Raw genomic sequence first — 26,770 nt, forward strand, 5'->3', positions numbered from 1 at the left:
GGTCGTGAGGACTGGTTCTACTGCTGCTTCAGTGCTCGGAGTTCCGGTTCTCATCCGGTTCTAAGCAAAAGCGACGTGGTAGAGGCCTGCGGCGATCGCGCCGCCGATCAGCGGACCGACCACCGGGATCCAGGCGTAGCTCCAGTCGGAGCCGCCCTTGTTGGGCAGGGGGAGCAGAGCGTGCACGATGCGCGGACCGAGGTCACGGGCCGGGTTGATCGCGTAACCGGTCGGGCCACCCAGTGACAGACCGATCGCGACCACGACGAACGCGGTGATCAGACCGCCGAGGACGCCCAGGCCGTTGCCCTTGTCGTTGAGGCCCTCGGTGAGGACGGCGAGGAGCAGCACGACGGTGCCGATGATCTCCGTGGCGAGGTTCTGCCAGACGTTCCGGATCTCCGGACCCGTGGAGAAGATGCCCAGGACCGGGCCCGCGCCCTTCTCCTCGGCCTCGACGGCCTTGGCCACCGGCTCGCCGACGATCTCCTTGTCGGTGAGGTGGGCCTGGAACTGGCCGTAGTAGGCGACCCAGACGAGCGTCGCGCCGATCATGGCGCCGAGCAGCTGCCCGGCCCAGTAGATCGGGACGTTCTTCCATCCGCCGTTCTCGATCGCCAGGGCGAGGGTCACGGCCGGGTTGAGGTGGGCCCCGGAGAGCGGGCCCGAGATGTAGACGGCCGTCATGACGGCGAAACCCCACCCGAAGGCGATGGCGAGCCAGCCGGCGGCACGGGCCTTGGAGGCCTTCAGCGTGACGGCGGCGCAGACGCCACCGCCCAGCAGGATGAGTACGGCGGTACCTATGGTCTCGCCGATGAAGATGTCGGAGCTGGACACCCGCGACTCCTTTGTCCTTCGTCCAGGGAAGCCGAACCCCGGGTCCCGCCGGGGGTTCGTGCGCCCTCGGGGGTGAGAGCGATGCCGGCCGTTGGCGTTGCCACACTCTAACGCTTATTGCCGATAAGTGTTCGGCAATGCCGACCGATGGACGGGAGTCTTGCTCCGGTGTTACAGCCGCGTCAAGAGTGCTGTTATCGAAAACGCGATCGTTATTGATTGCCGTGGGCTATCGATCTCGCGGCCGAAGCGGACGGCAGTCAGGCGGACACGGTGTGTGCTGATTTGGCGTTTTGGCCGACTTTGTCTTCAGAGTACGACTGATACCGGAACGTCCGCATGGCGTCCCGGTGAGATCCCGCTGTGAATCCGTTGAGCTCAGAACCGCCCGGCGCCGAGATCCCGGGACACCGCGCGGGCGCAGTCCCGTACCGCGGCGATCAGCTCGGGGCGCAGCGCGCCGTCCTCGTCGGGCCGGCACAGCCGCTCCACGGCGCCCGTGATGCCGACCGCGCCGACCGGCATGCGCCGCCGGTCGTGGATGGGGGCGGCGATGGACGCGACGCCCTCCCAGGTCTCCTCGACGTCGGCCGCGTACCCACGCGCGCGCGTGACGTCCAGGACGTGCTCGAAGTCGGCCAGCTCGGACACCGTGCGCTCGGTGAAGGGCTTGCGGTCGGCCTCCAGGACCTCGCTGTGCGCGACCGGGTCGTAGGCCGACAGGACCTTGCCCAGGGCCGTGGAGTGCAGCGGCTGCATGGCCCCGATCTCCAGGACCTGACGGCTGTCGTCGGGGCGGAAGACGTGGTGCACGATCAGGACGCCGTGCTGATGCAGCACCCCCAGGTGCACGCTCTCGCCGCTGGAGCGGGCCAGGTCGTCCGTCCACACCAGGGCGCGGGCCCGTAGTTCGTGGACGTCGAGGTAGGTGGTGCCCAGGCGCAGCAGTTCGGCGCCGAGCTGATAGCGCCCGGAGGCGTCGTCCTGCTCGACGAAGCCCTCCTGCTGGAGGGTGCGCAGGATGCCGTGGGCCGTGCCCTTGGCGAGACCGAGCGACGAGGCGATGTCCGAGAGGCCGAGCCGTCGCTCGCCGCCCGCGAGCAGGCGCAGCATCGCGGCCGCCCGTTCGAGCGACTGGATGTTCCGTGCCATCGCCGTACTGCCTCCGTCCCGTTCGACCGTCAACGCGCGACGTCGCTGCCGCCGTTCGGCAATGTCGAACACTACCGGTCCATGCCGACCTCTCGCTAATGGTCGGCCGATTCCGGTCACGTCTCCTGCTTGCGTCACTTGTCGCGAGAACCTAGACGGCGTTGACCCGCCCGTCACCTCGATCGCCCACCCCGGTCACCCCCGTCGGCCTTCTGTCGCCCCGGTCCCCCTTCCCGTCGCTCCGGTCCGCCCCATGGACGCTTCGAGCATCCCTCGGCCCGACCCCGTTACCCTGGCGACGTGCACGCTCCCCGGGGAGTTCCGTGAGAGGTTCCCAGGGAAGCCGCAAAGCCGACAGCCGTCGCACTCCAGGGAGCCCCTTCATGGCCTCGTCGCCACTGACCCCTTCTGCCGACAGCCGGACCCGTGTGTCCGCGCTCCGAGAGGCACTCGCCACCCGCGTGGTGGTCGCCGACGGAGCCATGGGCACCATGCTCCAGGCGCAGGACCCCACCCTTGAGGACTTCGAGGACCTTGAGGGCTGCAACGAGATTCTGAACGTCACCCGCCCGGACATCGTCCGCTCGGTCCACGAGGAGTACTTCGGCGTCGGCGTGGACTGCGTCGAGACGAACACCTTCGGCGCGAACCACTCCGCGATGGCCGAGTACGACATCCCCGAGCGCGTCCACGAACTCTCCGAGGCCGGCGCCCGCATCGCCCGCGAGACCGCCGACGACTTCACCGCCCGCGACGGCCGCCAGCGCTGGGTCCTCGGCTCCATCGGCCCCGGCACCAAGCTGCCCACCCTCGGCCACATCGCCTACGGCACCCTCCGCGACGGCTTCCAGGCCAACGCCGAGGGCCTGCTCGCCGGCGGCGCAGACGCCCTGATCGTGGAGACCACCCAGGACCTCCTCCAGACCAAGTCGTCGATCCTGGGCGCCAAGCGCGCGATGGAGGCGACCGGCGTCGACGTACCCCTCCTGGTCTCGATGGCCTTCGAGACCACCGGCACCATGCTCCTGGGCTCCGAGATCGGCGCCGCCCTCACCGCCCTTGAGCCTCTCGGCATCGATATGATCGGCCTGAACTGCTCGACGGGCCCGGCCGAGATGAGCGAGCACCTGCGCTACCTCGCCCGCCACTCGCGCACCCCGCTGCTCTGCATGCCGAACGCGGGCCTGCCCATCCTCACCAAGGACGGCGCCCACTTCCCGCTCGACCCCGACGGCCTGGCCGAGGCGCAGGAGCACTTCGTCCGCGACTACGGCCTGAACCTGGTCGGCGGCTGCTGCGGTACGACCCCCGAGCACCTGCGCCGGCTCGTCGAGCGGGTCCGTGAGGCCTCGCCGACCGAGCGCCACCCCCAGCCCGAGCCCGGCGCCGCCTCCCTCTACCAGACGGTCCCGTTCCGCCAGGACACCGCCTACATGGCGATCGGCGAGCGCACCAACGCCAACGGCTCGAAGAAGTTCCGCGATGCCATGCTGGACGGCCGCTGGGACGACTGCGTGGAGATGGCCCGCGACCAGATCCGCGAGGGCGCCCACATGCTGGACCTCTGCGTGGACTACGTAGGCCGCGACGGCGTCGCCGACATGGAGGAACTGGCCGGCCGCTTCGCCACCGCCTCCACGCTCCCGATCGTCCTGGACTCCACCGAAGTCCCGGTCATCCGGGCCGGGTTGGAGAAGATCGGTGGCCGCGCGGTCATCAACTCCGTCAACTACGAGGACGGCGACGGCCCCGAGTCCCGCTTCGCGAAGGTCACCGGGCTGGCGCAGGAACACGGCGCCGCCCTCATCGCCCTGACCATCGACGAGGAGGGCCAGGCCCGCACCCCGGAGCACAAGGTCGCCATCGCCGAGCGGCTGATCGACGACCTGACCGGCAACTGGGGCATCCACGAGTCGGACATCCTCATCGACACCCTGACCTTCACCATCTGCACCGGCCAGGAGGAGTCCCGCGGCGACGGCATCGCCACCATCGAGGCGATCCGCCGCCTCAAGAGCCGCCACCCCGACGTCCAGACCACGCTGGGCCTCTCCAACATCTCCTTCGGCCTCAACCCGGCCGCCCGCGTCCTGCTCAACTCCGTCTTCCTCGACGAATGCGTCAAGGCGGGCCTCGACTCGGCGATCGTGCACGCCTCGAAGATCCTCCCGATCGCCCGGTTCACCGAGGAGGAGGTGCAGACGGCCCTCGACCTGGTCTACGACCGCCGCCGCGAGGGCTACGACCCGCTCCAGAAGCTGATGGCCCTGTTCGAGGGCGCCACCACGAAGTCCCGGACGGCGGGCCGTGCCGAGGAGTTGGCCGCCCTCCCGCTGGACGAGCGCCTCAAGCGGCGGATCATCGACGGCGAGAAGAACGGCCTGGAGGCCGACCTCGCCGAGGCGTTGCAGACCCGCCCCGCCCTGGACATCGTCAACGCGACGCTCCTGGACGGCATGAAGGTCGTCGGCGAGCTGTTCGGCTCCGGCCAGATGCAGCTGCCGTTCGTGCTCCAGTCCGCCGAGGTCATGAAGACCGCGGTCGCCTATCTCGAACCGCACATGGAGAAGTCGGACGCCGAGGGCAAGGGCACCATCGTGCTCGCCACCGTGCGCGGCGACGTCCACGACATCGGCAAGAACCTCGTCGACATCATCCTGTCCAACAACGGCTACAACGTCGTCAACCTCGGCATCAAGCAGCCGGTCTCCGCGATCCTGGAAGCCGCCGAGGAGCACCGCGCCGACGTCATCGGCATGTCGGGCCTCCTGGTCAAGTCCACGGTGATCATGAAGGAGAACCTCCAGGAGCTCAACCAGCGCAAGATGGCCGCCGACTACCCGGTCATCCTGGGCGGCGCCGCGCTGACCCGGGCGTACGTCGAGCAGGACCTGCACGAGATCTACGAGGGCGAGGTCCGGTACGCCCGCGACGCGTTCGAGGGTCTGCGCCTGATGGACGCCCTGATCGGCGTCAAGCGGGGCGTGCCCGGCGCGAAGCTGCCCGAGCTGAAGCAGCGCCGGGTCAGGGCGAGCGCGGCCGTGGAGGTCGAGGAGCGCCCCGAGGAGGGCCACGTCCGCTCCGACGTCGCCGTCGACAACCCGATCCCCGAGACGCCGTTCCGCGGCACCCGGGTCATCAAGGGCATCCAGCTCAAGGAGTACGCGTCCTGGCTCGACGAGGGCGCCCTCTTCAAGGGCCAGTGGGGCCTCAAGCAGGCCCGCGCCGGCGACGGACCCACGTACGAGGAACTCGTCGAGACCGAGGGCCGCCCCCGCCTGCGCGGCCTCCTGGACAAGCTCCAGACCGACAACCTCCTCGAAGCGGCCGTCGTCTACGGCTACTTCCCCTGCGTGTCCAAGGACGACGACCTGATCGTCCTGGACGACCAGGGCAACGAGCGCACCCGCTTCACCTTCCCGCGCCAGCGCCGTGGCCGCCGTCTCTGCCTGGCCGACTTCTTCCGCCCGGAGGAGTCCGGCGAGACCGACGTCGTCGGCTTCCAGATCGTCACCATGGGCAACCGCATCGGCGAGGAGAGCGCGAAGCTCTTCGAGGCGAACGCCTACCGCGACTACCTCGAACTGCACGGCCTGTCCGTCCAGTTGGCCGAGGCACTCGCCGAGTACTGGCACGCGCGCGTGCGCTCCGAACTCGGCTTCGCCGGCGAGGACCCCGCCGACGTCGAGGACATGTTCGCCCTCAAGTACCGCGGCGCCCGCTTCTCCCTCGGCTACGGCGCCTGCCCCGACCTGGAGGACCGCGCGAAGATCGCCGCCCTGCTGGAGCCGGAGCGCATCGGCGTCCACCTCTCGGAGGAGTTCCAGCTGCACCCGGAGCAGTCCACGGACGCGATCGTCATCCACCACCCGGAGGCGAAGTACTTCAACGCGCGCTGAGCGGACGAGTGCGCCGATCGGGTGTGCGCACGGAACGGATGAGCACACTGATCGGATAAGTCGTACACTGGTCGGTCCACCGCAGGCCGGTCGCCCTTGTTGGTATCAGGGGCGGCCGGCCTGATCGTCCCTCAAGGAGGTGCGCCAGGATGACCAGCACGGTCCCCGCGCTCGGAACCCGTACGGCCGAAGGCTCAGCCCTGCAGGCCGTACTCCTCGACATGGACGGCACCCTGGTGGACACCGAGGGCTTCTGGTGGGAGGTCGAGGTCGAGGTCTTCGCCGCCCTCGGACACACCCTCGACGACTCCTGGCGGCATGTCGTGGTCGGCGGCCCCATGACCCGCAGCGCCGGCTTCCTGATCGAGGCCACCGGCGCCGACATCACCCTCGCCGAGCTGTCCGTCCTGCTCAACGCGGGCTTCGAGGACCGCATCGGGCGGAGCCTGCCGCTGATGCCGGGCGCCGCCAGACTCCTGGCCGAGCTGGCGGAGTACGAGATCCCGACGGCCCTGGTCTCCGCCTCGCACCGGCGCATCATCGACCGGGTCCTGACCGCGCTCGGCCCCCAGCACTTCGCACTGACGGTCGCGGGCGACGAGGTCGCGCGCACCAAGCCGTACCCCGACCCGTATCTGCTCGCCGCCGCCGGACTCGGCGTCGACCCGGCCCGCTGTGCCGTCGTGGAGGACACCGCGACCGGTGTCGCGGCGGCGGAGGCGGCGGGCTGCCTGGTGGTGGCCGTGCCGTCCGTGGCACCCATCGCCCCGGCCGACCGGCGCACCGTCGTGACCTCCCTGGAAGTCGTCGACCTGGCATTTCTTCGCGGGCTGATGGCCGCCTGATGACGGAAATGCGACAGCCGTTCACCGAGCGTGCAAAGTCCAATGGGATCAATGGGAAAAGAATTCGGACGCGGTCGACCGGCCGAATTCCGGTGCTCTCCAACTGAGTTGAAGCATGTGAGGTTCCCCACGTGCAGGGGGGTCGACATCGTCGTCGCCCTGTGCTGTTCACCCCATTTCTGAGGCCGATCACGCACCCTTGTGTCCCGATTGGTGAAAGCCTGCACTAATCCTTCCCTCGGCGGGTTTTCGGTCTGTCCACAGCCGGTTCCGCAGCGTGATGGGAACTCAACTACGGTGACCGTGAACCCCCGTGCGGGTCCGGACTAACCTCAACGCGAGAACATCGCCCTTATCCCCGTGATCGGCATCACCACCCCATGCATGCCGGGTACACGGACTCGAACAGCTCTGGAGAAACTCCCGCATGAACCGCAAGACTTTGGTGCTGCCGGCCGTCGTCGGCCTGCTCGCGCCGGTGCTCGCCGCGTGTGGCGGCTCCGGCAGCGGGAGTTCCAGCGACGATGCGATCATCGTCGGCACCACGGACCGGTTCGAGGCGACGAAGGACGCTCCGGCGCCGCTCGACCCCGCCTACGCCTACGACGTCGGCACCTGGAACATCCTGCGCCAGACCGTGCAGACCCTGATGATCCAGCCGAAGGGCGAGGGCGACCCGGTCCCCGAGGCCGCCGAGAAGTGCGGCTTCACCGACACCGGCAACGAGCGCTACGCCTGCACCCTGCGCGAGGGCCTGAAGTTCGCCAACGGCGACAAGATCACCGCGGAAGATGTGAAGTACTCCATCGACCGCGCGATGCGCATCAAGGCCGACAGCGGTGTGTTCGCCCTGCTGTCGACCGTCGATACCGTCGAGACCCAGGGCGACCGCGAGGTCATCTTCCACCTGAAGACGGCCGACGCCACGTTCCCGTACAAGCTGTCCACTCCCGTCGCCGGCATCGTGAATCCGGACGACTACCAGAAGGACAAGCTGCGCGACGGCTTCGACATCGACGGCTCCGGCCCGTACACCCTCTCGGTGTCCAAGAAGGACGACGCGATCACGACGGCCACCTTCACCAAGAACCCCAATTACAAGGGTGCCTTGAAGGTGAACAACAACAAGGTCGAGATGCGTTCCTTCGCCGACGCCGACGCCATGGGCAGCGCCATCAGCAAGGGCGACATCGACGTCATGACGCGCACGATGTCGCCGGAGCAGATCCAGAAGCTCAGCGACGACACGGACGGCGACGTCGACCTCGTCGAGATGCCCGGCCTCGAAATCCGCTACCTGGGCTTCAACACCAACGCCCCGAGCGTGAAGACGAAGGCCGTACGCGAGGCGATGGCCCAGATCATCGACCGCGGCGAACTCGTCTCCAAGGTCTACGGCACCGAGGCCGAGCCGCTCTACTCCATGGTCCCGGCGACCATCACGGGCCACTCGAACTCGTTCTTCAACAAGTACGGCGACCCGAGCGTCGCCAAGGCCAAGCTGACGATGGAGGGGGCCAACATCACCACTCCGGTGAAGCTGACCCTGAACTACACGACCGACCACTACGGTTCGGCCACCAAGGAAGAGTTCGAGCAGCTCCAGAAGCAGCTCAACGACAGCGGCCTGTTCGACGTCAGCATCAAGGGCACTCCCTGGGCGACGTTCCGCCCGGCCGAGCAGAAGGGCAAGTACGACGTCTACGGGATGGGCTGGTTCCCGGACTTCCCCGACGCCGACAACTACCTCGCGCCCTTCCTCGACAAGGACAACACCCTCGGCTCGCCGTACGACAACACCAAGATCAGGAGCACGCTGATCCCGGAGTCCCGTCGTGAGGCCGACCGCCTCGCCGCGTCCAAGAGCCTCACGGCCATCCAGGACATCGTCGCCACCGACGTCCCGCTGATCCCGCTGTGGCAGGGCAAGCAGTACGTCGCCGCCCGCGACGACGTCACGGGCACCGCGTACGTGCTCAACTCCTCCTCGACCCTCCAGCTCTGGGAGCTGGGCCGAGGCGTGGGCAACTGACAGCGCGGTCACGCGCTGAACAAGCTCAACCAGTGGCCGGTCCCGCCGAATCCGGCGGGACCGGCCACTGGCCTGTCGGCCCGGGCCCGCAGACACGAAAGAGGGCGCCCCTGTCAGGAAGGGGCGCCCTCTTTCGTATGTGACCGGTGTCTACTGCGCGCCGGGTCGCACCAGCCCGCTCTCGTACGCGTACACCGCGGCCTGGACCCGGTCGCGCAGGCCCAACTTGGTGAGGACGTGCCCCACATGCGTCTTGACGGTGGTCTCGCTGACGAACAGGTCGGCGGCGATCTCCGCGTTCGACAGCCCGCGCGCCACCAGCTTCAGCACCTCGACCTCACGCTCGGTCAACGTGTGCAGGGCGTCCGGGACGGGCTCGTCACCGGACGGCAGATGTCCGGCGTACTTGTCGAGCAGCCGCCGCGTGATGCTCGGCGCGAGCATGGCCTCGCCGGCGGCCACCACCCGGATCGCCTGCACGAGTTCGTTCGCCGGCGCGTCCTTGAGCAGGAAGCCACTGGCTCCGGCCCGCAACGCCTCCACGACGTACTCGTCGAGATCGAAGGTGGTCAGCACCAGCACCTTGGCCGGACCGTCCCGACCGGGACCGGTGATCTGCCGGGTCGCCTCCACCCCGTCCATCCGCGGCATACGGATGTCCATCAGCACCACATCGGGCTGCAGAGCACGCACCTGGTCGAGCGCCTGCAGACCGTCACCGGCCTCACCGACGACCGCGAGATCCTGCTCCGCCTCCAGAATCATCCGGAACCCGGTTCGCAGCAGCGGCTGGTCATCAACCAGTAGGACGCGGATGGCCACGTGAATCTCCTTCGCTAGCCCGGGCCCATTCTGCCCTGCGCACCGCCGGACGACTCGACCGGCCTTGGGGCCCGCTGTCGGGTCTTGGTGGGAGGGGGTGTTGGGACGCGGTTCGCTGTGTCCGGACTTGTGGCGGGGGCGCCGTACGGACGGACCCTTGGGGGAGCGACTGTCCGTCGCCTACGACCCCTTGGCGGAGAGATCGTCCGCAGTCTCCGGACCCGAGGTGCCTTCAGCGGACACACCGCCCACGGCCTCAACACCCTCAGCGGAAGCTCCACCCGCCGCCTCAGCAACCCCGTCAGAACCGCCGTCGGCCCTCCGGACCGGCAACGGATACGGCGGGGGAGTGCCGCCGAACTCCGGGCACACCTCCTGGTGGTCGCACCAGCCGCACAGCTTGGTCGGGCGCGGGCGCCAGTCGCCCGTCTCCGTGGCCAGCCGGATCGCCTCCCACAGGGCCAGCAGCTTGCGCTCCACCCGCTCCAGGTCGGCGATGACGGGGTCGTACGTCACCACGTCCCCGCTGCCCAGATACACCAGCTGGAGCCGCCGCGGGACGACCTGCTTCAGCCGCCAGACCACCAGGGCGTAGAACTTCATCTGGAACAGCGCGCCCTCGGCGTACTCGGGCCGCGGCGCCTTGCCCGTCTTGTAGTCGACGATCCGCACATCGCCCGTGGGCGCCACGTCGACCCGGTCGATGATCCCGCGCAGCTTCAGCCCCGAATCCAGCTCGGCCTCGACGAACATCTCCCGCTCGGCGGGCTCCAGCCGTGTCGGATCCTCCAGGGAGAACCAGCGCTCGACCAGCCGCTCCGCCTCCCCGAGCCAGCGCGCCAGCCGCTCGCCCTCGGGATCATCGGCGAACAGCTCCAGGACCTCCGGCCGGGACTCCCGCAGCCGGTCCCACTGCCCGGGGATCAGCGACTTGGCCCGCGGCGCCGTACGCTCGGCCGCCGGCGCGTCGAAGAGCCGCTCCAGCACCGAGTGCACCAGGGTCCCCCTGGTCGCCGCCTCGCTGGGCTTCTGCGGGAGCCGGTCGATCACCCGGAACCGGTACAGCAACGGGCACTGCATGAAGTCACTGGCACGCGAGGGCGACAACGAGGCAGGACCCATGGCGACGCGCTCGACCACGTCCACCGTCCCCGTCCCCGCCGTCACCGCCGCGGTCGGCCCCGCCGCCACGCCCTCGTCGTCGACTGTCCCCGCGACGCCCTCCGCACTGGTCTCCATGCCCACAGACCTTACGGCCCGCCACTGACAGTGACCCGATCCCGGCCGACGAGCCCGCGACGGCCGGGGAAACGCGGGGGGTGCCGGGGCGGAACGCGTCGCGACCGCCGCATACCATCGACCCGAGACCCCTCCGCCCGGTTGGTGCGGAGGATGCTTCGAACGAGGGGACACCGTGGACGAGAGCGGCGGGAGCGGGCAGCCGCGGTCCGGCACCAACGAGCCGACCGAACACGCCCTGGGTGCCACGACCCCGACCACCGACCCCGGCACTCCCGAACCGAAACCGGACGACTTCGCCCACCAGAAGCCCGAGACGCCCTCGCAGAAGCGAGGGGACGCGGACACGTCGTCGTCCGCGGAGCACGGGAGCGCGACCGAGTCACCCGAGCACGGCACGGACGGAGAGGGCAGGGGCACGGAGACGGCGTCCGAGGACCGCAGGGACGGGAGCCTGTCGTCCGGAGGGCACGGGGACACCGGTACGTCGCCCGGAGACGGCAAGGGCGCGAGTACGCCATCCAAGGTCCACGGCGACGGGAGCACCTCGTCCGGGGAGCGCGGGACCACGGACGCGTCGGCACAGGACCGTGGGGACGCGAGCCCGCCGTCCGGGGAAGGTGCAGCCGCAGCCGCGTCGTCTCTGGACCGCGAGCACGGGCGCTCTTCGTCCGAGGCCCGCGATGGCGCCGGCGCGCCGTCCGAGACCCGAGGGGACGTGAACACGTCGCCCGAGAACCGCGAGGAGGCGACCACGCCGCTCGAACACAACACACCCGACGGCGACTTGGAGCCGGGGACGTCGTCCGGGCCTGTCGCAGGGGGTCGTACGGAGCCGGGATCACCGTCGGAGTCCGCCGACGCCGAGAGCGGCGCCGAGGAGACGGAGACGTCCTCGGGGTCCTCCGCACCCACCACGCACCACCGCACGGCGCCCGAGGCACAGGACCACAGCGAGCCCGGCAGCACGTCGTCCGCCCACCTGAACGGTGAGCCGACACGTGACGGCGCGCCCACGGCCGACGATCACGGCGCCGAGCACACCCCCAGCCACCCGAACCTCCCCTACGCCCACACCGACCCCGACGCCCAACCCCACACAGACCCCCGCATCGCCAAGGGCCGCCCCCCACAGCGGCCCAAGGAGCCCGGCGGCGGCCTGCTCATGGGGCGGCCCTTCGGTGTGCCCGTCTACGTGGCGCCCAGCTGGTTCCTCGTCGCCGCGCTCATCACCTGGGTGTTCGGCGGTCAGCTGGACCGGGTGCTGCCCGAGCTCGGCGCCGCCCGCTACCTCGTGGCCCTCTTCTTCGCGGTCGCCTTCTACGGCTCGGTCCTGGTGCACGAACTCGCCCACACCGTCGCCGCGCTCCGCTTCAAACTCCCGGTCCGCCGCATCCAGCTGCAGTTCTTCGGGGGAGTCTCCGAGATCGAGAAGGAGGCCGAGACCCCCGGCAGGGAGTTCGTGCTGGCCTTCGTCGGCCCGCTGCTCTCGCTGATCCTCTCGGGCATCTTCTACCTGGCCATGCTGCCCGTCGAACCCGGCACCGTCCCGGGCGTCCTGCTGGCCGGCCTGATGGTCTCCAACCTCATTGTGGCCGCCTTCAACCTCCTGCCCGGCCTGCCCCTCGACGGCGGACGCATGCTCCGCGCCGTCGTCTGGAAGATCACCGGCAGGCCCATGAGCGGCACCATCGCCGCCGCCTGGGTCGGCCGCGCCCTCGCCGTCTCCGTCCTGATCGGCCTCCCGCTGCTCACCCAGACCGGCGCCCTCGGTACCAACACCGAGGACATCAGCGGCATGGACACCGTCACGGACGCCCTGCTCGCCGCGATCCTCGCCGCGATCATCTGGACCGGCGCCGGCAACAGCCTCCGTATGGCCCGACTGCGCGAACACCTCCCGGAACTCCGCGCCCGCAACCTCACCCGCCGCGCGGTCCCCGTCGAGACCAACACCCCGCTCTCCGAGGCCCTGCGCCGCGCCAACGCCGCCGGCGCCCGCGCCCTGGTCGTCGTCGACGCCGACGGCCAGCCCCTCTCCCTCGTCCGCGAGGCCGCCATCGTCGGCGTCCCCGAACACCGTCGCCCCTGGGTCGTCGTCAGCGGCCTCGCCCAGGACCTCACGGACGGCATGCGCGTCTCCGCGGAACTCGCCGGAGAGGACCTCCTCGACGCCCTGCGCGCCACCCCCGCCACCGAGTACCTCGTGGTCGAGGAGACCGGCGAGATCTACGGCGTCCTGTCCGCCGCCGACGTCGAGCGCGCCTTCGTGAAGGCCATGGCCCGCCCGAACTGACGCACGCGCGCGTGGTCGGCGGCCCCCACAAACGCCGGTAGGCTGGTCACATGTCCGAACCGACCGGTGCCGCCCGCAGGCGCGGGCCCTTCAAGGTCGGGGACCAGGTTCAGCTGACCGACCCCAAGGGCCGCCACTACACGTTCACGCTCGAAGCCGGGAAGAATTTCCACACCCACAAGGGTTCCTTCCCGCACGACGAACTGATCGGTGCTCCCGAGGGCAGCGTTGTCCGCACCACCGGAAACGTCGCCTACCTCGCGCTGCGCCCCCTGCTCCCCGACTACGTCCTGTCCATGCCCCGCGGCGCCGCCGTGGTCTACCCCAAGGACGCGGGGCAGATCCTGGCCTTCGCCGACATCTTCCCCGGCGCACGCGTCGTGGAAGCGGGCGTCGGCTCCGGCTCGCTCAGCAGCTTCCTGCTGCGCGCCATCGGCGACCAGGGCATGCTGCACTCCTACGAGCGCCGCGAGGACTTCGCCGAGATCGCCCAGCAGAACGTGGAGCGCTACTTCGGCGGCCCGCACCCCGCCTGGCAGCTCACCGTCGGCGACCTCCAGGACAACCTCTCCGACCTGGACGTCGACCGCGTCATCCTCGACATGCTGGCCCCCTGGGAGTGCCTGGAAGCCGTCTCCAAGGCGCTCGTGCCCGGCGGCATCCTGTGCTGCTACGTCGCGACCACCACCCAGCTCGCGCGGACCGTCGAGTCCATCCGCGAGATCGGCTCCTTCAACGAGCCGACCGCCTGGGAGACGATGCTCCGCAACTGGCACGTCGAGGGCCTGGCCGTCCGTCCCGACCACCGGATGATCGGCCACACCGGCTTCCTCCTCACCGCCCGCCGCCTCGCGGACGGCGTCGAGCCGCCGATGCGCCGACGCCGCCCTTCCAAGGGTGCCTACGGCGACGACTACACCGGCCCGAACGCCGATGGTGGCGGCGCCGCCGGCCGCTGAGCCGCACCCAAGGGCGGCCCTGTGCCGCACTCAACGTACGAACGCCGTGGCCGAGTTCCCGTAAATCCTCCGGAACTCGGCCACGGCGTCGTTCTTCTGACGTACCGATTCCTGAAGAACCGATACCGCCGGACACTCCCGTGCGACCGGGCGAACGAACTGTCGACCCCGCCGTTCCCCCGCACCGTGCCGTGTGGCAACATGCAGGCCACCCCCACCGGCACAGCCCTCACGGGAGACACTCCTAGTGCAGCACTCCGCCGTCCCGGAACTGGAACTGGCACACACGAACACCCGACCCATCCACTGGGTCGCCACCGCCACGGCTCTCGCCGGCGTCGTGGCACTCTCCTCGGGCCTCCAGCCCGACTCCGCGCACGCCGCCCAGGCCGCCGGCCCGCAGACCAAGTCCGCGCCCGCCGCCTCGGCCCCCGCGACCACAGGAGTCGCCTTCCCTCTCGACTGCGGCCCCGTGAAGGCCGTCGTACAGAAGAAGGCGTCCGGAGACCTCGACGGCGACGGACGGCCGGAGACCGTGGCGGTGGTGCACTGCGACGCGGGCATGGGTACCCCGCCCGACGGCGTCTACGTCCTCACCCAGGGAGCGGGCGCAGCCAAGCCGCGCGTCGTCGCCACCCTGGTCGCTCCGAAGGCCCGCGAGACCGTCACCGACTTCGCGGTACGAGACGGCGCGGTGCTCGCCACACTGCTCGGCTACTCGACGGCGGACGTGCCCAGTTGCTGCCCCGACGTGAAAGAGACCGCCAAGTGGCAGTGGCAGGACGGCGCGTTCGTCCGCTCCACCCCCGGCAACGCCCAGAACGTCTGACGACGACCCGCCGAGACTCAGGCCGCGTCGGGCCCGTACACCTCGACCCGGTCCGCGACCCGGCGCACGTGAATGCAGTCGCCGGGGCACTCCTTGGCGGAGTCCACGACGTCGACCAACAGCGGCAGCGGCACGAGCGTGGTGGCGCCCTTGTCCTGCAACAGCTCGTCGTCCGGGCTCTTCACATAGGCCAGACCGTCGATGTCCAGCTCGAAGACCTCGGGGGCGTACTGGGCGCAGATGCCGTCGCCGGTACAGAGGTCCTGGTCGATCCAGACCTCCAGCGCCTCGCCGTCGGCCGCGGCCTCGTCCTGCACGGTGATGTCTCCTGTTTCCGCCGGGTGTTGAACATCGTCGACCCTACCTCCGCCCGCCCGAACGGCCTTTCTCCGCGATCTCAGGTTTCATGCCGCCGCATGACGGACACTGTCCGCATGGACACTCTCAGTCAGGGGCGCCTTGGCCGGATTCCGTCGGGCGTCGAACGCGCTCGTACGGCAACTCACGTCCGTCGTGAAGGGTTTTGACCAACCCGGCCTTGGAACAGTCCGCTTCTGAATCACGTTGAGTGGGTATCCACTCGGCGTGAGGGAGCGCGCAGGGTGACCGACGACACACCTTGACAGTCTTTGTGATCTAGGGGTTTCAATCGACACCCACCCAGGTAGGGTCTGGAAGCGTCCAGCTCCCCTTGGAGGAGGTGAGGACCGTGGCAGCCCACGACGACGACATGAACCGCGGCATCCGCCCGGGACGAGGGTCCGACGACCCGTCCGGGCAGATTGCCTACCTTGAGCAGGAGATCGCCGTCCTGCGACGTAAGCTCGCCGACTCTCCGCGACACACGAGGATTCTCGAAGAGCGGATCGTCGAGCTGCAGACCAATCTGGCCGGGGTGTCCGCCCAGAACGAGCGACTCGCCAACACGCTCCGTGAGGCCCGCGACCAGATCGTGGCCCTCAAGGAAGAAGTCGACCGGCTCGCACAGCCGCCGGCCGGCTTCGGTGTCTTCCTCGTGGCCAACGAGGACGGCACAGCGGACATCTTCACCGGCGGTCGCAAACTGCGGGTGAACGTCAGCCCGAGCGTGGAACTCGAAGAGCTCCGCCGCGGCCAGGAAGTAATGCTCAACGAAGCGCTCAACGTGGTCGAGGCCATGGAGTACGAGCGCGTCGGCGACATCGTCACCCTCAAGGAGATCCTGGAGGACGGCGAACGCGCCCTCGTGGTGGGGCACACCGACGAGGAGCGGGTGGTGCGGCTCGCCGAGCCGCTGCTGGACATCACCATCCGCCCCGGCGACGCCCTGCTGCTCGAACCCCGTTCCGGCTACGTCTACGAGATCGTCCCGAAGAGCGAGGTCGAGGAACTCGTCCTCGAAGAGGTCCCCGACATCGGCTACGAGCAGATCGGCGGTCTGGGCGGCCAGATCGAGATGATCCGCGACGCGGTCGAACTGCCGTACCTCTACCCCGAGCTCTTCAAGGAGCACGAACTGCGGCCGCCCAAGGGCGTCCTGCTGTACGGGCCCCCCGGATGCGGCAAGACGCTCATCGCCAAGGCCGTCGCCAACTCGCTGGCCAAAAAGGTCGCCGAGGTCACCGGCCAGGCCACCGGCAAGAGCTTCTTCCTCAACATCAAGGGCCCCGAGCTCCTCAACAAGTACGTCGGTGAGACCGAGCGGCAGATCCGCCTGGTCTTCCAGCGCGCTCGGGAAAAGGCCAGCGAGGGCACCCCCGTCATCGTCTTCTTCGACGAGATGGAATCCCTCTTCCGCACCCGTGGTTCCGGTGTCAGCTCGGACGTGGAGAACACCATCGTCCCCCAGCTGCTCGCCGAGATCGACGGCGTGGAAGGCCTGCAGAACGTGGTCGTCATCGGCGCCTCGAACCGCGAGGACATGATCGACCCCGCCATCCTGCGCCCCGGCCGCCTGGACGTGAAGATCAAGATCGAGCGTCCCGGCGCCGAGGCCGCCAAGGACATCTTCGGCAAGTACCTCACCGAGCGCCTTCCGCTCCACCCGGACGACGTGGGCGAGCACGGCGGCGACAAGACCACCACCGTCCAGAGCATGATCCAGACGGCCGTGGAGCACATGTACACGGAATCCGAGGAGAACCGCTTCCTGGAGGTCACCTACGCCAACGGTGACAAGGAAGTCCTCTACTTCAAGGACTTCAACTCCGGCGCCATGATCGAGAACATCGTGGGCCGGGCCAAGAAGATGGCCATCAAGGACTTCCTCGACCACAAGCAGAAGGGCATCCGCGTCTCGCACCTCCTCCAGGCGTGCGTGGACGAGTTCAAGGAGAACGAGGACCTGCCCAACACCACCAACCCGGACGACTGGGCCCGGATCTCCGGAAAGAAGGGCGAACGGATCGTCTACATCCGTACGCTCATCACCGGCAAGCAGGGCGCCGACACCGGACGCTCCATCGACACGGTGGCGAACACCGGTCAGTACCTGTAAAAAGCAGGGTGGCTGCGGGTGCCCTCGGCGGGTACCCGCAGCTGACTGTTTTTCAGGCCATGGCCGCAACAAGGGGCGCGTGAGGCAATGACGCAAATGATCTCCCCACCAGCGCAAAGCCGTTCTAGGCTCTTCGGTACCGCCGAGTCGCGCAGTGCGGGGACGGGCACCGCACACGCACCGGAGCGCCAGCGGTACTTGAGCGGCGCCCCCGACCGAGGGTGCCGCCGGGCAAGGAGGGCCGCATGACCGTACGGCGAGTAATGGGCATCGAGACGGAGTACGGGATCTCCGTCCCCGGCCACCCCAACGCCAATGCCATGCTCACCTCGTCCCAGATCGTCAACGCCTACGCGGCGGCGATGCACCGGGCCCGGCGGGCCCGCTGGGACTTCGAGGAGGAGAACCCGCTGCGGGACGCGCGAGGCTTCGACCTCGCCCGGGAGACCGCCGACTCCAGCCAGCTCACCGACGAGGACATCGGCCTCGCCAATGTCATCCTCACCAACGGCGCACGGCTCTACGTCGACCACGCACACCCGGAGTACAGCTCCCCCGAAGTCACCAACCCCATGGACGCCGTCCTGTGGGACAAGGCCGGCGAGCGCATCATGGCGGAGGCCGCCGAGCGCGCGGCCCAACTCCCGGGCGCGCAGCCGATCCACCTCTACAAGAACAACACCGACAACAAGGGCGCCTCCTACGGCACGCACGAGAACTACCTGATGAAGCGGGAGACCCCCTTCTCGGACATCGTGCGCCACCTGACACCCTTCTTCGTCTCGCGCCAGGTCGTCACCGGAGCGGGCCGCGTCGGCATCGGCCAGGACGGGCACGAGCACGGCTTCCAGCTCAGCCAGCGCGCCGACTACTTCGAGGTCGAGGTCGGCCTGGAGACCACGCTCAAGCGCCCGATCATCAACACCCGCGACGAACCGCACGCGGACGCCGAGAAGTACCGCCGGCTGCACGTGATCATCGGCGACGCGAACCTCTCCGAGATCTCGACCTACCTCAAACTGGGCACGACGGCGCTGGTCCTCTCCATGATCGAGGACGGCTTCATCGCCGTCGACCTGGCCGTGGACCAGCCGGTCCGCACCCTCCACCAGGTCTCCCACGACCCCACCCTCAAGCGCCTGGTCACCCTCCGCAGCGGCCGGACCCTCACCGCGGTCCAGCTCCAGATGGAGTACTTCGAGCTCTCCCGCAAGTACGTCGAGGAGCGCTACGGCTCCGACGCGGACGACCAGACCAAGGACGTGCTGGCCCGCTGGGAGGACACGCTCAACCGGCTGGAGAACGACCCGATGAGCCTGGCCGGCGAACTGGACTGGGTCGCCAAGCGCGAGCTCATGGAGGGCTACCGGCGCCGTGACGGCCTCGACTGGGACGCGGCCCGGCTGCAGTTGGTCGACCTCCAGTACGCGGACGTACGGGCCGAGAAGGGCCTCTACAACCGGCTGGTGGCCCGCGGCCGCATCAAGCGGCTGCTGGACGAGGACACGGTCGAGCGGGCGCGTACGACGCCTCCGGAGGACACGCGCGCGTACTTCCGCGGACGCTGCCTGGAGCAGTACGCCGACGATGTCGCGGCGGCTTCCTGGGACTCCGTGATCTTCGATCTCCCGGGCCGGGACTCGCTCCAGCGCGTCCCAACCCTGGAACCGCTTCGCGGAACGCGTAATCACGTCAAGGAGCTTCTTGACCGCTGTCGCACGGCGGAAGACCTGGTCAGGGTCCTGTCGGGCGGCTGAGGGGCCCCTCGGATCCCCGGTGCCGGACAGGGTGGAATGTCCGGTGGCCGGGAATCATCGAGGTGGCCGCCGTACGTTGTAGGAACTGCGGGGCCGATGTCAGTCCCTGCAAGTAGGGTCTGATCAAGAACGTCGAACCGAGCGGGGTGAGGGTTATGGCGACCAAGGACACCGGCGGCGGACAGCAGAAGGCGACGCGCTCCACGGAGGAGGTCGAAGAGCAGGCGGAGGAAGCGCAGGCGACCGACGACCTCAAGGAGCGCCACGAGAAGCTGAGCGACGATGTCGACTCGGTTCTGGACGAGATCGACGACGTACTCGAAGAGAACGCAGAGGACTTCGTTCGAAGTTTCGTTCAAAAGGGTGGCGAGTAGCCTTCGAATCGAAGGTAGCCGGGGGCTTCGGGTTGGCAAACGAAGAAGGCGTGAAGTGCTGCTCGCGGTGCGGGGAATCCAAGCCGCGAGCGGCCTTCGCGGGCAACAAGTCGATTCCTGACGGGCTGCAGGCGTATTGCAGGGAATGCTCTGCGGAGTACTACCGACAGCGCCGGGAGGCCAAGGGGCGGACAGCGCGCGAGAAGGTGCCCGTTCCGCCGGGTCACAAGCACTGCCGAGGCTGCAAAGAGGTGAGGCCTCACAGTGCCTGGCACCGCAAAACCAGCGCGCCGGACGGCTTGGCCAGCCGTTGTGAGGCTTGCAAGGCGACCGCCGGTCCCGCTGGACACCTTCGTAGGAAGTACGGCATCACCGAAGCCGAGCGTGACGCGATGGGCGCCTCTCGAATGGGGCTCTGCGTGATCTGTTTGAAAGCTCCTGCGGTTCATGTGGATCACTGCCACCAGACGGGTAGGGTCCGAGGCGTACTGTGCTTCAACTGCAATTCCGGCATCGGCCTGTTGAGGGATGACCCCGCAGCTGCGTACCGAGCTGCCGACTACCTGGAAGGAAACGCGTGGAAGCCAACACTCGTAGCACCGGGCGTCTACCGGCTGCCTTCCTGACGCCTGGGTCGTCGTCCTTCATGGACTTCCTCTCCGACCACCAGCCGGAGATCCTCCCGGGCAACCGGCAACTGCCGCCCACCCAGGGCGTCATCGAGGCTCCGCACGGCACGACGATCGTCGCTGTCACGTTCCCCGGCGGCGTGGTGCTCGCCGGTGACCGGCGAGCCACCATGGGCAATGTCATCGCACAGCGGGACATCGAGAAGGTGTTCCCCGCGGACGAGTACTCGGCCGTCGGTATCGCCGGCACCGCCGGTCTGGCCGTCGAGATGGTCAAGCTCTTCCAGCTGGAGCTGGAGCACTTCGAGAAGGTCGAAGGCGCCCAACTCTCCCTGGAGGGCAAGGCGAACCGACTGTCCACCATGATCCGTTCCAACCTCGGCATGGCCATGCAGGGCCTCGCCGTGGTCCCGCTCTTCGCCGGCTTCGACGTGGACCGCGGCAAGGGCCGCATCTTCTCCTACGACGTGACGGGCGGCCGCTCCCAGGAGCTCGGCTACGCGGCCACCGGCTCCGGTTCGGTGTTCGCGCGGGGTGCCATGAAGAAGCTCTTCCACGACCAGCTGACCGAGAGCGAGGCCACGACCCTCGTGGTCCAGGCCCTCTACGACGCGGCCGACGACGACTCGGCGACCGGCGGTCCCGATGTCGCCCGCCGGATCTACCCGATCGTCACCGTGATCACCGAGGACGGTTTCCGCCGGCTCACCGACGACGAGTCCTCCGAGATCGCCCGCGCGATCCTGGAGCGGCGACTGCAGCAGCCCGACGGTCCGCGCGCCGCGCTGCTCTGACCCGGGCCCGTTCTCAGCAAGGTGATCCAGTGACTTCGACGGAACTTTAAAGAGAGGAACGGATACCGGTGTCGACGCCGTTCTATGTCTCACCCCAGCAGGCCATGGCCGACCGGGCGGAGTACGCCCGCAAGGGCATCGCCCGTGGCCGCAGCCTGGTCGTGCTGCAGTTCGCCGACGGCATCGTCTTCGTCGGCGAGAACCCGTCCCGCGCGCTGCACAAGTTCAGCGAGATCTACGACCGGATCGGGTTCGCGGCCGCCGGAAAGTACAACGAGTACGAGAACCTGCGGATCGGCGGCGTGCGCTACGCCGACCTCCGCGGTTACACCTACGACCGTGAAGACGTGACCGCCCGCGGTCTCGCCAACGTCTACGCCCAGACACTCGGCACGATCTTCTCCAGTGCGGCCGAGAAGCCGTACGAGGTGGAGCTGGTCGTCGCGGAGGTCGGGGACACGCCGGACGGGGACCAGATCTACCGGCTGCCGCACGACGGTTCGATCGTGGACGAGCACGGCTCGGTCGCGGTCGGTGGCAACGCCGAGACGATCAGCACCTATCTGGACCAGCGCCACCGCGACGGCATGACGCTCGCCGAGGCACTCAAGCTGGCCGTGCAGTCCCTGTCCCGCGACACGAACGGCAGCGAGCGGGAGATCCCCGCCGAGCGCCTGGAGGTCGCGGTCCTGGACCGTACGCGTCCGCAGGCCCGCAAGTTCCGGCGCATCGTCGGCCCTCAGCTGTCCCGTCTGCTGGAGGGTGGGACCGCGGACGCCTCGTCGGAGGAGTCCGACGCCGACGACGAGGAGTGAGTCGACCTCACCCAGCCTCTCGCGCGCCCCGGCCGGTCATCGGCCGGGGCGCGCGGCGTCACGGGGACCACAGGGGCGTCAGGCGGTGCCTGGTGGCGCCGTGGAGCCTCGGACGACCAGTTCCACCGGGATGTCCCCCTCCTCCGGTACGCGGCCGTCCAGGACGGCCAGGAGGGCGCGCATGCCGTGTTCGCCGAAGAGCTCGGCGTCCAGGCGGACGGTGGTGAGTTCCGGGTCGATGGCGGTGGCCAGGGCGAGGTCGTCGAGGCCGGTGATCGAGAGGTCGTCCGGGATGCGCAGGCCCAGGCGGCGGGCCGCTTTGTAGGCGCCGGCGGCGAGCTTGTCGTCGTCGCAGACCAGGGCGGTCACCCGCGAGCCCGGGGCCGAGAGCGCGGCCTCGGCGGCGGCCAGGGCGCCCTCGATCGAGATGGGGGCGCGGGTCGTCCGTACCGAGGTGCCCGGCACGGAGCCCACCCGGGCGGCGAGTTCACGCGCGCGTACCTCGAAGGTCCAGGACGGGACGGCGGCGGCCAGGTGCAGGAAGTGGCGGTGGCCCAGGGTCAGCAGGTGGTCGGCGACCTGGCGGATGCCGTCGGCGATGTCCAGGTTGACGGTGGCCGCGCCGAGGCTGCCCTTGGGGTCGCTGTCGAGCATGACCAGGGGGAGCTGGTCGCCGCGGATCGCGGTGAGGGCGTCGGCGGCCATGGAGGAGGCGATCACGCCGTCCAGGGCGGCCTGGGCGGAGGCGAAGGGGTCGCGGGCGGGGCCGATGCCCTCGGGGGAGGGGTAGAGGACCACGCCGAAGCCGTGCTCGGCGGCGACCCGGGCGGCGCCCGTGTAGACGCCGGCGAAGAACTCCGTCGTCAGCACCGGGACGACGAGCAGGACGGTGCGGGTGCGGCCGAGGCGGAGGTTGCGGGCGGCGAGGTTGGGGCGGTAGCCCAGGTCGCGGGCGGCCTCGCGGACGCGTTCGGCGGTCGTGGCCGAGACCCGGCCGCGCCACTTGTCGCCGAGCACCAGGGAGACCGCGGCCTGGGAGACGCCGGCGGCCTGCGCGACGTCGCGGCTCGTGGGGCGGGTGCTGGCTGGTGCCACGGTCGGCCTGCTCCTTGGTGAGGACTCCGTAGGGACTCCGTATGGACTCGCGAACAGCGCACATGGTACGTATGACAGAAGACGTTATACGTAAAACCTCATGCGCGACGGTGAGGGGGAGGGCGGGGAGACGGCCGTGGGATATCTGGAGATCCTCAGGGCGAGGCACGCCACCCGCCTGCTGGTGGGCACCCTGGTGGGACGGCTGCCGAACGCCACCGCCGCCATCGCGATCGTGCTGTTCATCCGCGCCGAGGGCGGCACCTACAGCCTCGCGGGGGCGCTGGCGGCCGTCTACGGCATCGCCAACGCGGTCGGACAGCCCCTCCTGGGACGCCTGGTGGACGTCCACGGGCAGCCGCGTGTGCAGCTGCCCGCCGCGGTCCTGTCGGCGCTCGCGATGGCCGTCTTCGCCTTCTGGGGCACCGATCCACTGCCGCTCGCCTACGCCGCCGTCGCGGCCGCCGGTCTCTTCGCGCCGCCCCTGGAGGGCGGTCTGCGGGCGCTGTGGCCGGCCGTGCTGCGCCGCGAGGAGCAGGTGCACACGGCGTACGCGATGGACGCGGTCGCCCAGGAAGTCATGTTCACCGTGGGGCCGTTGCTCGTGACGGTGTTCGTGTCGCTGTGGTCCGCCCCCGTGGCGCTGCTCGTGCTGAACGTCATCGGGGTGCTGGGCGCCCTCTCCGTAGTCGTGTCGCCGCCCTCGCGCGCGTGGCGTTCGGCGCCGCGCGAGGCGCACTGGCTGGGCGCCCTGCGCTCGCCGGGGCTGCTGGCGCTGCTCGGCGCGTTCCTGTTCGTCGGGATGGCGCTCGGGTCGATCACGGTCGCGTCCGTGCCGTATGCAGACGGGCACGGCGGTGATGTGGTCTACGGCTGGCTGATGGCGGCGATCGGGCTGGGCGCGCTGCTGGGCGGCACCGTCTACGGGGCGCGGCAGTGGAGCGGGGTGCCGGAGCGCCGACTGCGGGTCCTGGTCGGGCTGCTGGCGGTGTGTTACCTGCCGTTGATGCTCATGCCGGGCGCGGTCGGCATGGTGCTGCTGACCGTGCTCGCCGGGGTGTTCCTCGCGCCCGCCCTCGCCTGCGCCTTCATCATCGTCGACCGGCACGCCCCGAAGGGCACGGTCACCGAGGCTTTCTCGTGGCTTGTGACGACGTTCACCGTGGGGGCGTCGGTCGGAACTGGCGTCGCGGGGCCGGTCGTACAGGCCGGTGGGGCCCTGTGGGGGTTCGCCGTGCCCGGGGCCGCGGGGGCGGTGTCGTCGCTGGTCCTGCTGGCCACCGGACGGGTCCTCGCAGCTCCCGGCGGGGGAGCCGTGGTTGCGGCTTCATCGGAAAATGATCCAAACCGAGCCGTCGAACCCCGTTTCAGCACAGGGGATCGGGCGTAATGTTCAGTCATGGACCGCCGCATTTTCGGGCTGGAGAACGAGTACGGCGTCACGTGTACGTTCAGGGGACAGCGGCGTCTGTCTCCCGACGAAGTGGCTCGGTACCTCTTCCGCCGTGTCGTGTCATGGGGCCGCAGCAGCAATGTCTTTCTGCGAAACGGCGCCCGGCTCTATCTCGACGTGGGCTCACATCCGGAATACGCGACCCCCGAATGTGACAACGTGACCGAACTGGTCACCCACGACAAAGCCGGCGAGCGCATTCTCGAAGGACTCCTGGTGGACGCCGAACGACGCCTGCACGAGGAGGGAATCGCGGGCGACGTCTACCTCTTCAAGAACAACACCGACTCGGCGGGCAACTCGTACGGCTGCCACGAGAACTACCTGGTGGCACGGCACGGCGAGTTCTCCCGGCTCGCGGACATCCTCATCCCGTTCCTGGTCACGCGTCAGCTTCTGTGCGGCGCGGGCAAGGTGCTGCAGACTCCGCGCGGCGCCGTGTACTGCGTCAGCCAGCGCGCCGAACACATCTGGGAGGGCGTCTCCTCGGCGACGACGCGTTCCCGGCCCATCATCAACACCCGGGACGAACCGCACGCGGACGCCGAGCGCTACCGCCGTCTCCACGTCATCGTGGGCGACTCGAACATGTCCGAGACGACCATGCTGCTCAAGGTCGGCGCCACCGACCTGGTGCTGCGCATGATCGAGGCGGGCACGGTGATGCGCGACCTGACCCTGGAGAACCCGATCCGGGCGATCCGCGAGGTCAGCCACGACCTCACGGGCCGGCGCAAGGTGCGTCTGGCCAGCGGACGCGAGGCCTCCGCGATCGAGGTGCAGCGCGAGTACTACGAGAAGGCCGTGGACTTCGTCGACCGCCGCGGCATCCGTACCGGCACCGTCGCGCAGGTCCTCGAACTGTGGGGCCGGGTGCTGGACTCGATCGAGGCCGAGGACCTCGACCGGATCGGCACCGAGATCGACTGGGTCATGAAGTACCAGCTCATCGAGCGGTACCGGGCGAAGCACAACATGACCATGTCCCACCCGCGGGTGGCGCAGATCGACCTCGCCTACCACGACATCCACCGTCGCCGAGGGCTCTACTACCTCCTGGAGAGGAAGGGCCAAGCCGCCCGGATCTGCAACGACTTGAAGATCTTCGAGGGCAAGTCCGTTCCGCCGCAGACCACTCGGGCCAGGCTGCGCGGCGACTTCATCCGCAGGGCTCAGGAACAGCGGCGGGACTTCACCGTCGACTGGGTCCATCTCAAGCTCAACGACCAGGCCCAGCGCACGGTGTTGTGCAAGGACCCGTTCCGTTCCGTGGACGACAGGGTGGAGAAACTGATCGCCGGAATGTAGGCGAACGTATCCGGATATCGACGTCCGGATGCATATTCGGTACGCCACACGGGCCCCGCACGTTTCACGTGCGGGGCCCGTGTCGCACCGTAGAGTTGCGCGCACGCCATCAACAAGATCGACCGATTACGAGGCCTTCACCGTGCGCCGACGCTCCGTTCTTATCGCTGTTCCCGCAGGACTTGTGACGTTCGCGGGGTGCGGTGACAGCGATTCCTCCTCCAGCAAGGCCAGCGCGTCGCCGTCGCCCTCGCCGTCCTCCTCGGCCTCGACCGTGCCGCCGCCGAAGCTCGTCGACGGTCCGGTGCCGGCGATCACCGCGGGCACCAAGTTCGACGAGAAGCCGACCGTCGCCAAGGGCACCGGCACTCCGTCGAAGAACCTCGCGGTGAAGACGGTGATCGCGGGCGGCGGCAAGGCCGTGGCGGAGGGCGACTTCGTCAAGGTGAACTACCTGGGCCAGATCTGGTCGACGGCCAAGGTCTTCGACAACTCCTACGACCGCAAGACCTCGTTGGTCATCCAGCTCGCCCAGGGCGGCATCATCGACGGCTGGCGCTACGGCCTGGCGGGCAGGAAGGTCGGCAGCCGCGTCGAGATGGCCATCCCGCCGACCTGGGGATACGGCACGGCGGGCAGCCCTCAGGCGGGCATCAAGGGCACCGACACGCTGGTCTTCGTGATCGACATCCAGGACTCCTTCAACGCCAAGAGCTCCGCCAAGGGTTCGACCGTCGCGCAGTCCGGCGCCGATCTGCCCAAGGTCGGCACGAACACCGACGGCAAGGCCCCCTCGGTCACCATCCCGAAGGCGGATCCGCCGAAGAAGCTGGTGTCGAACTACGTCCTGGAGAGCGACGGAGCCGTCGTCAAGGAGGCACAGTCGATCCTCTGCCAGTTCAAGGGCGTCGTCTGGTCCACCGGCAAGGAGTTCGAATCGACGTACACCCAGGGGCGGTTGAGCCAGTTCGCGATCAAGGACATGGAGTCGGTCGTCAAGGGCCTGGCCCAGGGCATCACGGGCAAGAAGGTCGGCAGCCGCATCATGATCGTCGCGCCCGCGGACCTGGCCTACGGGGACACCCCGCCGAGCGGCGGTGCCATCAAGAAGGGCGACACCCTGGTGTTCTCCGTGGACATCCTGGCGGCCATGTGA

At 69.0% G+C, this 26,770-nt stretch carries 21 protein-coding genes; 15 read left to right on the plus strand and 6 right to left on the minus strand.

Annotation, left to right across the window (positions count from 1 at the left end):
- Window positions 1–60: 60 nt before the first annotated feature.
- Window positions 61–840: an MIP/aquaporin family protein gene (locus OG226_RS38380; RefSeq protein WP_328684364.1), complete on the minus strand. Its 780-nt coding sequence runs from the start codon at window positions 838–840 to the stop codon at window positions 61–63.
- Window positions 841–1,218: 378 nt separating this feature from the next.
- Window positions 1,219–1,992: an IclR family transcriptional regulator gene (locus OG226_RS38385; protein ID WP_329351465.1), complete on the minus strand. Its 774-nt coding sequence runs from the start codon at window positions 1,990–1,992 to the stop codon at window positions 1,219–1,221.
- Window positions 1,993–2,375: 383 nt separating this feature from the next.
- On the opposite strand from OG226_RS38385, the gene metH reads away from it, so the two are divergent.
- The 3 genes from metH to OG226_RS38400 all read left to right on the plus strand — a co-directional run bounded on the left by metH (window position 2,376) and on the right by OG226_RS38400 (window position 8,768).
- Window positions 2,376–5,891, plus strand: a complete 3,516-nt coding sequence (metH, locus tag OG226_RS38390) for a methionine synthase (RefSeq protein WP_329351467.1) — start codon at window positions 2,376–2,378, stop codon at window positions 5,889–5,891.
- Window positions 5,892–6,040: 149 nt separating this feature from the next.
- Window positions 6,041–6,736, plus strand: a complete 696-nt coding sequence (locus OG226_RS38395) for an HAD family hydrolase (protein ID WP_328684367.1) — start codon at window positions 6,041–6,043, stop codon at window positions 6,734–6,736.
- Between the two features lie 427 nt (window positions 6,737–7,163).
- On the plus strand, window positions 7,164–8,768 hold the full coding sequence (locus OG226_RS38400; RefSeq protein ID WP_328684368.1) for an ABC transporter substrate-binding protein: 1,605 nt from the start codon (window positions 7,164–7,166) through the stop codon (window positions 8,766–8,768).
- 150 nt (window positions 8,769–8,918) lie between these two features.
- On the opposite strand, the gene OG226_RS38405 is transcribed toward OG226_RS38400, so the two are convergent.
- Window positions 8,919–9,590: a response regulator gene (locus tag OG226_RS38405; protein ID WP_019066105.1), complete on the minus strand. Its 672-nt coding sequence runs from the start codon at window positions 9,588–9,590 to the stop codon at window positions 8,919–8,921.
- A 180-nt stretch (window positions 9,591–9,770) separates the two neighbouring features.
- On the minus strand, window positions 9,771–10,829 hold the full coding sequence (locus OG226_RS38410) for a RecB family exonuclease (protein WP_329351468.1): 1,059 nt from the start codon (window positions 10,827–10,829) through the stop codon (window positions 9,771–9,773).
- Between the two features lie 718 nt (window positions 10,830–11,547).
- On the opposite strand from OG226_RS38410, the gene OG226_RS38415 reads away from it, so the two are divergent.
- The 3 genes from OG226_RS38415 (at window position 11,548) to OG226_RS38425 (ending at window position 14,913) form a co-directional block, all read left to right on the plus strand.
- A complete protein-coding gene (locus OG226_RS38415) occupies window positions 11,548–13,125 on the plus strand; it encodes a site-2 protease family protein (protein ID WP_443067023.1) in 1,578 nt (525 codons plus the stop codon).
- Between the two features lie 50 nt (window positions 13,126–13,175).
- A complete protein-coding gene (locus OG226_RS38420) occupies window positions 13,176–14,084 on the plus strand; it encodes a tRNA (adenine-N1)-methyltransferase (protein ID WP_019059114.1) in 909 nt (302 codons plus the stop codon).
- 247 nt (window positions 14,085–14,331) lie between these two features.
- Window positions 14,332–14,913 carry a hypothetical protein gene (locus OG226_RS38425; RefSeq protein ID WP_328684371.1) on the plus strand — a complete coding sequence of 194 codons (582 nt, stop codon included), beginning with the start codon at window positions 14,332–14,334 and terminating at the stop codon, window positions 14,911–14,913.
- Window positions 14,914–14,930: 17 nt separating this feature from the next.
- On the opposite strand, the gene OG226_RS38430 is transcribed toward OG226_RS38425, so the two are convergent.
- Window positions 14,931–15,236 (minus strand): ferredoxin, encoded by a 306-nt coding sequence (locus tag OG226_RS38430; RefSeq protein ID WP_328686559.1) that lies wholly within the window; start codon window positions 15,234–15,236, stop codon window positions 14,931–14,933.
- A 386-nt stretch (window positions 15,237–15,622) separates the two neighbouring features.
- On the opposite strand from OG226_RS38430, the gene arc reads away from it, so the two are divergent.
- The 6 genes from arc (at window position 15,623) to prcA (ending at window position 21,758) form a co-directional block, all read left to right on the plus strand.
- Window positions 15,623–17,389, plus strand: a complete 1,767-nt coding sequence (gene arc / locus OG226_RS38435; RefSeq protein WP_327405278.1) for a proteasome ATPase — start codon at window positions 15,623–15,625, stop codon at window positions 17,387–17,389.
- Between the two features lie 245 nt (window positions 17,390–17,634).
- Window positions 17,635–19,146, plus strand: a complete 1,512-nt coding sequence (gene dop, locus OG226_RS38440; protein ID WP_329351469.1) for a depupylase/deamidase Dop — start codon at window positions 17,635–17,637, stop codon at window positions 19,144–19,146.
- 155 nt (window positions 19,147–19,301) lie between these two features.
- Entirely contained in the window at window positions 19,302–19,520 is a 219-nt protein-coding gene (locus OG226_RS38445; RefSeq protein WP_328684373.1) for a ubiquitin-like protein Pup, read from the plus strand.
- Window positions 19,521–19,771: 251 nt separating this feature from the next.
- The gene (locus tag OG226_RS38450) at window positions 19,772–20,146 is read left to right on the plus strand and encodes an endonuclease VII domain-containing protein (RefSeq protein ID WP_329353642.1); all 375 of its coding nucleotides are present in this window, start codon (window positions 19,772–19,774) and stop codon (window positions 20,144–20,146) included.
- Window positions 20,098–20,943 (plus strand): proteasome subunit beta, encoded by an 846-nt coding sequence (gene prcB, locus OG226_RS38455; RefSeq protein ID WP_328684374.1) that lies wholly within the window; start codon window positions 20,098–20,100, stop codon window positions 20,941–20,943. The genes OG226_RS38450 and prcB overlap by 49 nt, the downstream gene beginning before the upstream one ends.
- A gap of 68 nt (window positions 20,944–21,011) precedes the next feature.
- Window positions 21,012–21,758 carry a proteasome subunit alpha gene (prcA, locus tag OG226_RS38460; RefSeq protein ID WP_328684375.1) on the plus strand — a complete coding sequence of 249 codons (747 nt, stop codon included), beginning with the start codon at window positions 21,012–21,014 and terminating at the stop codon, window positions 21,756–21,758.
- A 78-nt stretch (window positions 21,759–21,836) separates the two neighbouring features.
- Here prcA and OG226_RS38465 read toward each other — a convergent pair whose 3' ends face one another.
- Window positions 21,837–22,853 (minus strand): LacI family DNA-binding transcriptional regulator, encoded by a 1,017-nt coding sequence (locus OG226_RS38465; RefSeq protein ID WP_328684376.1) that lies wholly within the window; start codon window positions 22,851–22,853, stop codon window positions 21,837–21,839.
- A gap of 100 nt (window positions 22,854–22,953) precedes the next feature.
- On the opposite strand from OG226_RS38465, the gene OG226_RS38470 reads away from it, so the two are divergent.
- From OG226_RS38470 to OG226_RS38480, 3 genes are all read left to right on the plus strand, one after another.
- On the plus strand, window positions 22,954–24,243 hold the full coding sequence (locus tag OG226_RS38470) for an MFS transporter (RefSeq protein ID WP_328684377.1): 1,290 nt from the start codon (window positions 22,954–22,956) through the stop codon (window positions 24,241–24,243).
- Window positions 24,244–24,252: 9 nt separating this feature from the next.
- The gene (gene pafA, locus OG226_RS38475) at window positions 24,253–25,614 is read left to right on the plus strand and encodes a Pup--protein ligase (RefSeq protein WP_328684378.1); all 1,362 of its coding nucleotides are present in this window, start codon (window positions 24,253–24,255) and stop codon (window positions 25,612–25,614) included.
- Window positions 25,615–25,756: 142 nt separating this feature from the next.
- Complete coding sequence (locus OG226_RS38480; RefSeq protein ID WP_329351471.1) at window positions 25,757–26,770, plus strand: FKBP-type peptidyl-prolyl cis-trans isomerase; 1,014 nt, start codon at window positions 25,757–25,759, stop codon at window positions 26,768–26,770.

The organism is Streptomyces sp. NBC_01261, assembly GCF_036226385.1.
In the GTDB taxonomy this organism is placed as follows: Bacteria; Actinomycetota; Actinomycetes; order Streptomycetales; family Streptomycetaceae; genus Streptomyces.